Below are 11,502 nucleotides of genomic sequence, written 5' to 3'. Positions count from 1 at the left end.
CAGATCCGTCTTTCACTTATAGTAACGCATTGCTTTTTTCAAGTGTAACACTTTTCAAAAAAATTTTTTTCAGTCCGTAGAGACTGTGTTTGTTTGAAAGCTCAGATCTGTTCTTCACTTATAGTAACGCAAGCATTTCACTATGTGTAACACTATTTTAGCATTTTTTATTTTTAAGTGCAAGAATTTATATTATATACAATAAATTTGATACTTTTCATCTTGCAAAAGGTTGCTTTTTTAATAAATTTATGGTATAATAGTTCCAACACTTGAGCGCATTAGACAAAAATAACAAAGAGAGGTGAAAAATTATTAAAATACTACTTATCGGCGGCACAGGAACTATCAGCATGGCGATAACAAAGCTCCTTGCAAAACAGGGACATGAAGTCATTCTACTTAACCGCGGTTCACGCAATCAGGAGCTCCCCGAGGGAGTAAGGACTATTCAGTGCGATATTTCAGACGAAGCTGAGACCGCAAAAAAGCTTGAAGGTATGAACTTTGACTGCGTAGGCGAGTTCATTGGCTTTGTGCCTGCACAGGCAGAAAGAGACTTCCGCCTTTTCAGCGGCAGAACAAAGCAGTACATATATATAAGCTCTGCCTCCGCATATCAGAAGCCCCTTTCAGACCCCGTTATCACTGAGAGTACGCCCCTTTCCAATCCCCACTGGCAGTATTCCAGAGACAAGATAGCCTGTGAGGAGTACCTTATGAAGCAGTACCGCGAAAACGGCTTCCCTATTACTATAGTACGTCCCAGCCACACCTACGATGAGAGGTCCGTTCCTTTAGGAGTCCACGGCGATAAGGGCAGCTGGCAGGTGGTAAAGCGTATCATGGAGGGCAAAACCGTAATTATCCACGGCGACGGCTCTTCCCTCTGGACTATCACCCACAACAGCGACTTTGCAAAGGCTTATGTGGGACTTATCGGCAATATCCACGCTATCGGTCAGGCTTTCCACATTACCTCAGACGAGAGCGTAACCTGGGATCAGATATACTCCATTATAGCCGATGAGCTTGGTGTTGAGCTGAAAGCCTGCCATGTATCTTCAGAATGGCTCAACGCTGTAGGTCCTTACGATTTTGAGGGAACTCTCCTGGGCGATAAGGCTTGTACAGTCATATTCGACAACTCAAAAATAAAACGGGCAGTCCCCGATTTCAAGGCTACAGTACGCGCGGATCAGGGCATCAGGGCTACCGTGAGATATATCCTTGAGCATAAGGAATGTCAGGTCGATGACCCCGAATTCGATAAATGGTGCGATAAAGTAGTGGCAGCTATGCAAAAAGCAGAAAAAGATTTCTTAAACTGAGACATATATTCATTATTAAAAGGGAGGAATAACTCTATGGAAAATTTCCAGTTTTACAGTCCTACTGAGTTCATATTCGGAAGGGATTCAGAAGCAAAAGCAGGAGAAATGGTGAAAAAATACGGCGGTACAAAAGTGCTTATACACTACGGTTCGGGCTCGGCTGTAAGGTCGGGACTCCTTGACCGCGTAAAGGCTTCACTTGAAGAAAGCGGCATCGCATATACAGAGCTTGGCGGCGTTAAGCCCAATCCCCGTGACACTCTCATTTATGAGGGTATAGAATTATGCCGCAGCGAAGGCGTTGATTTTATCCTTTCTGTAGGCGGCGGTTCATGTATAGACTCCTCTAAGGCTATCGCTCTTGGCGTACCTTATGACGGCGATTTCTGGGACTTCTACGGCACAGGCAAGACAGTTGAAAAGGCTCTGCCCGTCGGTACTGTCCTCACTATAGCTGCGGCTGGCAGTGAGGGCTCAGGCGCATCTGTAGTAACAAAGGAGGAGGGCAGTCTCAAGCGTGATGTGGGCTCAGACCTGCTTCGTCCGCGCTTCTCTATCCTCAATCCCGAGCTTACCTGCTCGCTCCCGGCTTATCAGACAGCCTGCGGTGCTACTGATATCATGGCTCACGTATTCGAGCGTTACTTCACAAATACCCGTGAGGTCGAGATAACCGACCGCCTCTGCGAAGCCGTTCTTCTTACCATGATAAAGGAGACTCCCCGTGTTATCGCTCAGCCTGACAACTACGAAGCCCGTGCTAATATAATGTGGGCAGGTACTGTGGCTCATAACGACATAGTAGGTGTCGGAAGGAGTCAGGACTGGAACAGCCACGCTATCGAGCATGAGCTTTCCGCTCTTTATGACTGCGCTCACGGTGCAGGACTTGCAGTTATCATGCCTGCATGGATGGAATTCGTATACAAGCACGATGTTATGAGATTTGCTCAGATGGCTGTACGCGTATGGGGCTGCCAGATGAACTTTGAATTCCCCGACGAGACAGCTCTCGAAGGCATTGCCTGCTTCAGAAGCTTCCTTCACAGCATCGGTATGCCTATAAACTTCGAGCAGCTCGGTGCAAAGGAGGACGATATTCCCAAGCTTGTCAGAAAATTCGGCATCGGTGACGGAAGAACAGGCGGCTTCGTTCACCTTTCCGCTCAGGATATCGCTTCTATCTACCGTATTGCAGCTAACGCAGGTCTTTGATATCACCTGCAAACAATGCTATGGCTGCGGCAAGAAGCGGAAACGCTTCTCGTCCGAAAAAATATACAACAGCTGCTGAAATAGCTATCATAAGCAGTTTAACGGTATTGAGGATATGCATGACAGCTCTTTCACTGACAGTCCCCACGGCAAACAGCGATATTATTGCTCCGCCGTCAAGGCTCTGATATGGCAGCATATTGTAAACGGCAGCCATGAGGTTAAGCTGTGAAAAAATCCCGTTATATCCCAATATCCGCAGAAGCGCATAACAAACAATATTGGCGGCAGGTCCTGCAAGCAGTACGAAAAGACTGCTCTTTGCAGCGGCTCTGCCGCCTTTTCGCGTGCCTATGACTATGCCTGCACCGCTTACGTCTACGCCTGATATACTTCCGCCCACAAGCCTTAAAGCTGCCAGATGTCCTGCCTCATGCAGAATACACACAGCGTAGAAGCTGAGTATTAGTCCGCTGCTTCGCATAAGAAAAATAAGCGCATTGAATACCAGAAAGGAAAAATGTATGCGCACAGGTGCTCCGCCTATCCTAATGCTTATCAAGAAGCTCCCTCACAAGGTCTATGGGATTTACAATAACACAGCTGCTGTCGGCTGTAAGGCTCTTTAATCTGCCGAAAATCGCTTCTGTGACCTCGGGACAGAAATACCTTCCGCAGCAGAACAATACCGCTAAAAGTATGCATAGTACAGCCTGTGTAGCTATAACGTCATCGGCTTTATTCTTTCGCTTCCTTTCATATGTATCAAGAAGTTCCTCGGTAGTCCCCTGCTCTGCTGTTTCTTCATTTTCCATAATATCACCTCTGTAAAAAATATGCGTAAAAACAGAAAAAATGCAAAAAAATCCACGTTTTTTTCTGAAAATGAAGTATATAATAGTCTTGCGGAATTATCCGCTATCAAATCAGAGGTACAAAAAATGAAGATAAATATTCCTGCTGCACTGCTTACCGCAGCCGTTATGCCTTGCACAGCCGTTGTGGCTGCTGATACCACAAAAATCGGCTACGGTCAGGGAACGGCTGTTGACGAAAAGAACCGTCCGCTCGGCGCAGTACAGTTCAACAGCCGATTTGGCGACCTTGATGCCTTCGCCCTGTCGGAGGACGAGAAAAGAATAATCATCACCTTTGATCAGGGCTATGAAAATGGCTATACCGCGAAGATACTTGACACACTCAAGGAAAAAAACGTTCAGGCGATATTTTTCCTGACGGGTTCCTATGCCAAAACCGAGAACGCACTTGTAAAGCGTATGATAGACGAGGGGCATATCATCGGTAACCACGGCATGACTCATGCAAGTCTGCCGACCCTTTCCGATGAGAATGCAAGGGAAGAGATAATGTCGCTCCATGACTATGTTCTTGATAACTACGGCTATCAGATGCAGTATTTCCGCTGTCCGTGCGGAGAATACTCAGAACACGCTCTCGAGATCGCCAAGAAATGCGGCTATATATCCCTTTTCTGGAGCAGTGCCTATGTGGACTGGAACACAAATGCTCAGCCTGACCCTGCCGAGGGGCTGAAAAAGCTCACGGACATGGCTCACGGAGGAGAGATACTCCTGCTTCACTCGGTATCTGCTACAAATGCCGAAATACTCGGCGACCTTATAGACAATTTCCGCGCCAAAGGCTTTACGGTATAAAAATTATGGGGACACATTCGTGTCCCCATTTTGCATGGCGTTACTCCTAACGGCTAAAGCCTAAATCACGCAAGTCTGCCCTTTATAATAAGTGTGCTCACACCTGCCTGTATCGTCCACTCGCCTGTTGTTTCGTCCTGTGTGAACTGTGCGGCAGGCACTGTCACCTGACCGTCAAGACTTGTGAATACTCCTGTATCAGGGTCATAAGCATAATTTGTACCCGATACCCATGCTGTACCGTTGAACTCTGCTGTGAGTCCGCTGAGCACAGGTGTGAAAGCATCGCTGAATATTACGTTGTCAACAGCCTCTGCGGGAGCTGTACCGAAATTCTGGATAACAAAAGTATAGGTCACCTCGCCGTTCTCCTCAACAGCCGCAGGACTGAGCGACTTGCTTATAGCAAGGTCTATACCCTCTGCATAGGAAATAGTATCTGAGGCTGTAACAGGCTCAAAACCTGCACCGCTTACTGTGACTGTATTCACTATCTCGCCGTCTGCACCAAGAGGTGCAAAGCCGTTCGTATCTGCTGAATATACCAGCATAGCATTGCCGCCTGCGGGTACGTTTATACCTGTGACTGTAAGGGGTGAAAGTGCTGTCACAGCAGGTGCAGCCTGCTGTACGCCGTTTACATAATAACTGAGAGATCCCTCTCTGTAGCTGAGGGGCACTGCTGTAGTACCTGTTTCGCCAAAGGTATACTCACCTAAATTATCTGTGACTGTAAGCCCGTTATAACAGCTCGAACCTGTATTGACAATGCTTATCATATAAACATTGTCGCTGTTCTGGGAATAGGTTTCTGAAACTGCATTCTTTGATACAGAAAGCACCTCCAGTATCTCGCCTGCTGTTATATTTGAGCTTGCAACTGTTCCGTTGTAGGAAAGAGTCGCCTGATTATAGAATGTTGCCATAATATTTTCCTCCATATGGCGGATAACCGCCGTACTAAGGGAGGGAGTCCCCTCCCTCGGTAATATTATATGCATTTCACAGTATATGGGTGAATTATGTACTAAGCTCGACTGCTCTTGACCGCAGTCCGATATATTTTTTTATTTTAACCATTCAATAATCAATGTTTTTCCGTTGAAAAACGCCGTTTTTTTGCCCCTTTATGAAAGGAGTTTTTACAGAACAAAAAACTGTCGGAAAAGTCGTTATACCAATGAAAGGGATTCCAAAGGGACTGTGTTCCTTTGGCAGAGTCCAGAGGCAGCGCCTCTGGTGGTGCGTGGGGCAAAGCACCACATACAGCCTCAAAGTGCTTCGCAAAGGGTGAATTAAAAAACAGTCCGGTGGACTGTTTTTTAAGAGGGAACGCCTTGCAAGTGAAGGCGTTCCCTTAATAAAATAGGTTTTATTGACAATCTCGCTCACTGAAAAAACAGTGCGCATAAATTATATGGAAACATATTCCTCATCGGTATTCAGCGGCTTTATGTGTTCGTCTATCCTCTCACGGGATATATTATCACCAATAACGATAAGCACGGGCTGTCCCTCAGCTACAGGCGATATCTCGGTCTTTTCGCGGGTAGCATTTATTTTCAGCCAGCCCTTTTCAAATGGCAGCGAACCCTTTATCCTGAAAATACTGCCGCAGCTCTCATCGTTCATTATCCTGCCTATAAGCGGCGATATCTCGTCCTTATCTATATTTATATGCATGAAATAATGCACAGAGCTCTGTATATCCTCGGGACTGAATTTCTTTACATAGCTTGAACCGCGATAGCCTGCGTTTTTAAAGAGCCTGTAGTCATTCTCGTCAAAGGACTCCCAATTTTTCGCAACAATATCCCGCATAGCAAGTCTGCGGTCACAACGTATATTTTCAAGTGCGCGGTTAACGTGTGACAGCACTCGCTCCGCAGCCTGTTCAGCCGTTTCATCTTTTACATTTTCAAGCTTGCTGAGTATGAGCTTTCCGCAGCAGGCTGCCTCCGAGCCGAGAAGGTACTCCATCTGCTCCGAAAGCTGCTCCTCCGCTTCCGAGTCAACGATAGTAATAACGCTTCCTATCTCAAACCACCTGTCAAGGGGAGACTCATGGAGTATATCGAAAAATTCGTCCATGTCGAAAATACCCGAGGGCTCAACAAGTACACGGTCGAAATGCTGCATACCGAGGGATATGAGCTGGGTCTTGAAGCGTCGTCTGTGGCAGTCCGCATCGCAGCCACCTGCTATCATTTCAAGTCGGCAGTTATCACATTTTAGCTCCTGTAATATCATCATGTCGATATTCACAGCACCGAAATCATTTTCGAGTATGGCGATCTTTTCGCCGTTATCAATGAAATGCCGTGCATATTTCAGCAGAAAAGTAGTCTTTCCCGAGCCGAGAATACCTGTTATAAGATCAATTTTTGTCATCTGAGCCGCCTCCCTTATATAAAAAGTATAGCACATCGGCTCTTTCAAGTCAATGTGCTATTTGTTGTATTACCGTCCTCTTACAGCCTCTGCAAATGCTTTCATCTTGCCGAAGTCCTTGAAGCCGTCTATTTCAAGGCAGGAGCTTGCATCGACAGCGTAAGGGTGAAGCTGCTGAATAGCCTCAGCCGCATTATCCGCAGTAAGACCGCCTGCAAGGAAGTATTCGCGCTTTATCTCGCCAATTACCGACCAGTCAAAGGTCTCGCCGGAGCCCTGTCCCGAATCCAGCAGCACATAGTCCGCACTGCTTTCCTCGGCGGCTCTTACATCAGCCTCCGAGCGCACCTTGAATGCACGTATAACGCAGATATCCAGCTTTTTCAGTTCCGCAATGTAATCCTCGTCCTCTTCTCCGTGAAGCTGTACAGCTCTTACAGCACCGCTGCGGACTATGCCGATAACCTCCTCTATAGGCGAATTCACGAACACGCCAACAGGGATTATGTTCTTATCCAGCTTTTTCGTAAGCTCCGCAGCCTTTTCCGGCTGTACATATCTCTTGCTTGACTGTGCAAAAACATATCCGATATACTCGGGTCTGAGCTTGTTTGCAAACTCAATATCCGCTTCTCTGCGCAGTCCGCACATTTTTATCTTAGTCATATTATCCTTTCAGCTCTGCAAGCTTCGCTTTCTTGTCAGCAGCACGCATGAGAGTCTCACCTATAAGAACTGCGTTGACTCCTGCTTCACGCAAAAGCCTTATATCCTCTGCGGACTGAACTCCGCTTTCGGATACGAAGCTGACGCTTGCAGGAGCAAGCTCGCGCAAACGGCGGCTGTTTCCCGTATCAACGGAAAAGTCCTTGAGATTGCGGTTGTTAACGCCTATTATACGCGCTCCTGCGGCAACAGCCATGCGAAGCTCCGCTTCGTCGTGAGCTTCTACCAGAGCCGATAAGCCCAGCTCATCGCATACACCTATGTATTCTCTTATCTGCTCCTCTGTAAGTATGGAGCATATAAGCAGTACAGCCTTTGCACCGAGGAGCTTTGCTTCGTATATCATGTATTCATCAACTGTAAAGTCCTTGCGTATACAGGGTATACTTACATTTGCAGCTATCTCGCGGAGATAATCGTTACTTCCGAGGAACCATTTCGGCTCTGTGAGAACCGATATACAGTCCGCACCTGCTGCTTCATATTCCTTTGCGATACTGAGATAAGGGAAGTCCTCTGCTATAACGCCCTTTGAGGGAGAAGCCTTCTTGCACTCGCAGATAAACGCGATATCTTCCTTTTTCAGTGCCTTTTCAAACTCGAAATCCCCCTTGGGAAGTTCAAGCGCCAGCTTTTTTATATGCTCTGCGGAAAGCTCTTTCTTAGCCGCTTCAACGCGCTCACGGGCATGGTCGGCAAGCTTATCAAGTATAGTCATTTCACACCTCAGCTGTTTGACTCTGCAACAAATTTATCAAGAGCTGCAAGTGCCTTGCCGCTGTCGATAAGCTCGGCAGCCTTTGCGATACCGTCTTCCATAGACTCAGCCTTGCCGCCGATGTATATAGCCGCACCTGCATTGAGAAGCACTGCATTTCTCTTGTGACCCTTTATCTCGCCTGCAAGGATACCGCGTGTTATAGCTGCATTCTCCTCAGGTGTGCCGCCCTTCAGGTCGTCCTTTGTGCAGCGTTCAAAACCGAACTGCTCGGGAGTTATCTCATAGTTCTTCATCCAGCCGTCCTTGTACTCGCATACAGCAGTAGGAGCACTCAGTGATATCTCGTCAAGCTTGTCAGTACCGAAAACTACCATGCCGTTCGTTGAACCAAGCTTCATAAGAACCTCTGCAACAGGTTCAAGGAGAACTCTGTCGTATACGCCGAGAAGGTGATGAGAAGGGCAGGCAGGATTTGTAAGAGGTCCGAGGATATTGAAAACAGTTCTGAAGCCAAGCTCCTTACGGATAGGACCTACATACTTCATTGATGTGTGGTACTTCTGTGCGAAGAAGAAGCAGAAACCAACGCTTTCAAGAAGCTGTCTGCACTTTTCAGGTTCAAGATTTATATTTGCGCCGAGAGCTTCGAGACAATCGGCAGTTCCCGAAAGTGAAGAAGCTGCGCGGTTGCCGTGCTTTGATACCTTTATGCCTGCTGCTGCGATAACGAATGCAGAGGTAGTTGAGATATTGAAGCTGTGAGCATTATCACCGCCTGTACCTACTATTTCGAGAAGATCCATATTATGCTCGAATTTGATAGCAGCGTCACGCATAGCAGCAGCGCAGCCTGTTATCTCGTCAATTGTCTCAGCCTTTGTGCTCTTTGTTGAAAGAGCAGACAGAAAAGCTGCATTCTGAGTAGGAGTTGTCTCTCCTGCCATGATTTCCGATATTACCTTGTAAGCCTCATCATATGTAAGATCCTGCTTGTCAACGATCTTTACGATTGCCTCTTTTATCATTTTCAAAACCTCCTATTTTTGTTGGGGGGCGATGCCTGCATCTCCCCGTTTATTAAATCACGGGCTGATGTGGGCATCAGCCCCTACAGGTTAAGGGCTAAGATAAATTTTGCTTTGCAAAATTTATCTGCCTACTGCGTCCTTCATTTCCTTTACGAATTCGCCTACATAAGGTGCAGCGTCTTTGCCGTACTTTTCAAGTATCTTGATTATAGCTGATCCTACGATAGCTCCGTCCGAAACAGCCGCCATGGCCTTTGCCTGCTCGGGCTTTGATATACCGAAGCCAACTGCGCACGGTACATCTGTATTGTCGCGTATTACCTTTACGATATCACCTATATTTGTGGTTATCTCGCTTCTCATGCCTGTAACTCCGAGACTTGAAACGATATAGATAAAGCCGTCTGCTTCCTTTGCTATCATTGCGATACGGTTTTCAGATGTAGGTGCGATAAGTGAGATAAGATCAACTCCGTACTGCTTTGCAACTGCGGAAAACTCCCCCTTCTCCTCAAATGGGAGGTCGGGAAGTATTATGCCGTCAACTCCGCACTCGCAGCAGCGAGCCATAAATCTCTCTGCATCGTAGGAGAATACAACGTTTGCATATGTCATAAATACGAATGGTATCTTAACGTCCCTGCGGAGCTCCTTTACAAGCTCAAATACCTTGTCTGTTGTGACTCCGCCTGCAAGTGCGCGGATATTAGCCCCCTGTATAACAGGACCTTCTGCTGTAGGGTCTGAAAAAGGTATGCCAAGCTCGATAAGGTCTGCGCCGTTCTCTGCTGCTGCACGAACTACCTTAGCTGTAGTTTCAAGGTCGGGATCACCACAGGTAATAAATGGGATAAAAGCCTTTCCGTTTTCAAATGACGATCTGATATTACTCATAGATATCCTCCCCTCTGTAACGTGCGATAGCTGCACAGTCCTTATCGCCGCGTCCTGATACTGTTACTATAATTATCTTGTCCTTGTCCATTGTAGGAGCAAGCTTCATAGCATATGCTATAGCGTGTGCAGACTCTATTGCAGGGATAATACCCTCTGTACGTGAAAGATACTCGAAAGCATTTACTGCTTCGTCATCTGTTATCGGCACATATTCAGCTCTGCCGATATCGTGGAGATATGCGTGCTCAGGTCCTACGCCCGGATAGTCAAGACCTGCGGAAATAGAATATACAGGAGCTATCTGACCGTACTCGTCCTGACAGAAATAGGACTTCATACCGTGGAAAATACCGATCTTTCCTGTATTTACGGTAGCAGCTGTCTCAAAGGTGTCAATTCCTCTGCCTGCTGCCTCACAGCCGATAAGACGTACTCCCTCATCATTTATAAAGTGATAGAAGCTTCCGATAGCGTTTGAACCGCCGCCTACGCAAGCAATAACTGCATCAGGAAGTCTGCCCTCTGCTTCAAGTATCTGAGCTCTCGACTCACGGGAGATAACAGCCTGAAAATCACGAACTATAGTCGGGAATGGGTGTGGTCCCATAACAGAACCTAGACAGTAATGTGTATCCTCGATACGTGTTGTCCACTCTCTCATAGCCTCTGAAACAGCGTCTTTAAGAGTAGCTGTGCCTGTTTTTACAGGAACAACATCAGCACCGAGGAGCTTCATACGGTAAACGTTGAGAGCCTGTCTCTTTGTGTCCTCCTCGCCCATGAATACTACGCACTCCATATCAAGAAGAGCTGCTGCTGTAGCAGTTGCAACACCGTGCTGACCTGCTCCTGTCTCTGCGATAAGTCTTTTCTTTCCCATTTTCTTGGCAAGCAGAGCCTGTCCGAGAACGTTGTTTATCTTATGTGAGCCTGTGTGGTTAAGGTCCTCACGCTTCAGGTAAATCTTAGCTCCGCCAAGCTCTCTTGTGAGCTTATCTGCGCGGTAAAGAAGCGAGGGTCTGCCTGCATAGCTGTTGAGCAGCTCTGTAAGCTCCTTATTGAATTCGGGATCGTTCTTATAGTGATCGTAAGCCTGTTCAAGCTCAATGATCGCATTCATCAGCGTTTCGGGGATATACTGTCCGCCGTGAACACCAAATCTACCTTTTGACTGTGACATGATATCTTTCCTTTCTGTTATCGTTTATCATTTTTGAAGTTATCAAGCTCCATGCCTATAAAGCCTGCTATCATATTCCTGTAAACTGTTTCTGCGATATCGGCAGGAGCACCGTATTTTTCAGCTTTTTCTCTCACCTTTTGCAGAACAGCCTTTACACGGTCTGGAGCTTTAACTCCGTCCTCGTCTTTTTTAAATAATGCCGCCTGTCTGACATATTCTGCGCGTTCAGCGATAAGCCTTATGATACTGTCGTCTATTCTGTCGATATTTTCTCTTACTTCTTCAAGTGACGAGCATTTCATAGTCTCACACCATTCACATATTAACGAAC

Annotated in this window: 13 protein-coding genes; 3 read left to right on the top strand and 10 right to left on the bottom strand. The window is 46.7% G+C overall.

The features are described 5' to 3' along the window. Positions 1 to 314 precede the first annotated feature (314 nt). Both BUB28_RS08810 and BUB28_RS08805 read left to right on the top strand, forming a co-directional pair. The gene (locus BUB28_RS08810) at positions 315 to 1,331 is read left to right on the top strand and encodes an SDR family oxidoreductase (protein ID WP_072950702.1); all 1,017 of its coding nucleotides are present in this window, start codon (positions 315 to 317) and stop codon (positions 1,329 to 1,331) included. 36 nt (positions 1,332 to 1,367) lie between these two features. Beyond that, complete coding sequence (locus tag BUB28_RS08805) at positions 1,368 to 2,549, top strand: iron-containing alcohol dehydrogenase (RefSeq protein ID WP_072950701.1); 1,182 nt, start codon at positions 1,368 to 1,370, stop codon at positions 2,547 to 2,549. Here BUB28_RS08805 and BUB28_RS08800 read toward each other — a convergent pair. After that, a complete protein-coding gene (locus BUB28_RS08800; RefSeq protein ID WP_072950699.1) occupies positions 2,533 to 3,081 on the bottom strand; it encodes a zinc metalloprotease in 549 nt (182 codons plus the stop codon). The genes BUB28_RS08805 and BUB28_RS08800 overlap by 17 nt on opposite strands. Positions 3,082 to 3,097: 16 nt before the next feature. Continuing rightward, on the bottom strand, positions 3,098 to 3,364 hold the full coding sequence (locus BUB28_RS08795) for a hypothetical protein (protein WP_072950697.1): 267 nt from the start codon (positions 3,362 to 3,364) through the stop codon (positions 3,098 to 3,100). Positions 3,365 to 3,490: 126 nt separating this feature from the next. Here BUB28_RS08795 and BUB28_RS08790 point away from each other — a divergent pair, with 126 nt between their 5' ends. Beyond that, positions 3,491 to 4,225: a polysaccharide deacetylase family protein gene (locus BUB28_RS08790; protein WP_072950696.1), complete on the top strand. Its 735-nt coding sequence runs from the start codon at positions 3,491 to 3,493 to the stop codon at positions 4,223 to 4,225. A gap of 65 nt (positions 4,226 to 4,290) precedes the next feature. Here BUB28_RS08790 and BUB28_RS08785 read toward each other — a convergent pair whose 3' ends face one another. The 8 genes from BUB28_RS08785 to BUB28_RS08750 form a co-directional block, all read right to left on the bottom strand. After that, positions 4,291 to 5,151, bottom strand: coding sequence for a COG1361 family protein (locus tag BUB28_RS08785; protein WP_072950694.1), 861 nt, complete (start codon positions 5,149 to 5,151; stop codon positions 4,291 to 4,293). Between the two features lie 487 nt (positions 5,152 to 5,638). Then, the gene (locus BUB28_RS08780) at positions 5,639 to 6,616 is read right to left on the bottom strand and encodes a GTP-binding protein (protein ID WP_072950692.1); all 978 of its coding nucleotides are present in this window, start codon (positions 6,614 to 6,616) and stop codon (positions 5,639 to 5,641) included. 69 nt (positions 6,617 to 6,685) lie between these two features. After that, on the bottom strand, positions 6,686 to 7,282 hold the full coding sequence (locus tag BUB28_RS08775) for a phosphoribosylanthranilate isomerase (protein WP_072950690.1): 597 nt from the start codon (positions 7,280 to 7,282) through the stop codon (positions 6,686 to 6,688). 1 nt (position 7,283) lies between these two features. Continuing rightward, on the bottom strand, positions 7,284 to 8,060 hold the full coding sequence (gene trpC, locus BUB28_RS08770) for an indole-3-glycerol phosphate synthase TrpC (RefSeq protein WP_072950688.1): 777 nt from the start codon (positions 8,058 to 8,060) through the stop codon (positions 7,284 to 7,286). A gap of 8 nt (positions 8,061 to 8,068) precedes the next feature. Then, on the bottom strand, positions 8,069 to 9,088 hold the full coding sequence (trpD, locus tag BUB28_RS08765) for an anthranilate phosphoribosyltransferase (RefSeq protein ID WP_072950686.1): 1,020 nt from the start codon (positions 9,086 to 9,088) through the stop codon (positions 8,069 to 8,071). Positions 9,089 to 9,211: 123 nt separating this feature from the next. Continuing rightward, the gene (gene trpA / locus BUB28_RS08760) at positions 9,212 to 9,985 is read right to left on the bottom strand and encodes a tryptophan synthase subunit alpha (RefSeq protein WP_072950684.1); all 774 of its coding nucleotides are present in this window, start codon (positions 9,983 to 9,985) and stop codon (positions 9,212 to 9,214) included. Next, entirely contained in the window at positions 9,978 to 11,168 is a 1,191-nt protein-coding gene (trpB, locus tag BUB28_RS08755) for a tryptophan synthase subunit beta (RefSeq protein ID WP_072950683.1), read from the bottom strand. Before trpB ends, trpA begins: the two co-directional genes overlap by 8 nt. Before the next feature lie 17 nt (positions 11,169 to 11,185). After that, positions 11,186 to 11,473, bottom strand: coding sequence for a chorismate mutase (locus tag BUB28_RS08750; RefSeq protein WP_072950681.1), 288 nt, complete (start codon positions 11,471 to 11,473; stop codon positions 11,186 to 11,188). Positions 11,474 to 11,502 lie beyond the last annotated feature (29 nt).

It is taken from the genome of Ruminococcus flavefaciens, assembly GCF_900143025.1.
Lineage (GTDB): Bacteria > Bacillota > Clostridia > Oscillospirales > Ruminococcaceae > Ruminococcus > Ruminococcus flavefaciens_I.
The sequence above is the reverse complement of the archived record's forward strand: the minus strand, read 5'-3'. Positions and strand labels throughout refer to the sequence as shown.

What these genes read in the sequence shown, in the direction of transcription:
- BUB28_RS08785 (WP_072950694.1), bottom strand. Translation starts at nt 5,151, where the DNA reads ATGGCAACATTCTATAATCAGGCGACTCTTTCCTACAACGGAACAGTT.
- BUB28_RS08780 (WP_072950692.1), bottom strand. Translation starts at nt 6,616, where the DNA reads ATGACAAAAATTGATCTTATAACAGGTATTCTCGGCTCGGGAAAGACT.
- BUB28_RS08775 (WP_072950690.1), bottom strand. Translation starts at nt 7,282, where the DNA reads ATGACTAAGATAAAAATGTGCGGACTGCGCAGAGAAGCGGATATTGAG.
- BUB28_RS08805 (WP_072950701.1), top strand. Translation starts at nt 1,368, where the DNA reads ATGGAAAATTTCCAGTTTTACAGTCCTACTGAGTTCATATTCGGAAGG.
- trpB (WP_072950683.1), bottom strand. Translation starts at nt 11,168, where the DNA reads ATGTCACAGTCAAAAGGTAGATTTGGTGTTCACGGCGGACAGTATATC.
- trpD (WP_072950686.1), bottom strand. Translation starts at nt 9,088, where the DNA reads ATGATAAAAGAGGCAATCGTAAAGATCGTTGACAAGCAGGATCTTACA.
- trpA (WP_072950684.1), bottom strand. Translation starts at nt 9,985, where the DNA reads ATGAGTAATATCAGATCGTCATTTGAAAACGGAAAGGCTTTTATCCCA.
- BUB28_RS08795 (WP_072950697.1), bottom strand. Translation starts at nt 3,364, where the DNA reads ATGGAAAATGAAGAAACAGCAGAGCAGGGGACTACCGAGGAACTTCTT.
- BUB28_RS08750 (WP_072950681.1), bottom strand. Translation starts at nt 11,473, where the DNA reads ATGAAATGCTCGTCACTTGAAGAAGTAAGAGAAAATATCGACAGAATA.
- trpC (WP_072950688.1), bottom strand. Translation starts at nt 8,060, where the DNA reads ATGACTATACTTGATAAGCTTGCCGACCATGCCCGTGAGCGCGTTGAA.
- BUB28_RS08790 (WP_072950696.1), top strand. Translation starts at nt 3,491, where the DNA reads ATGAAGATAAATATTCCTGCTGCACTGCTTACCGCAGCCGTTATGCCT.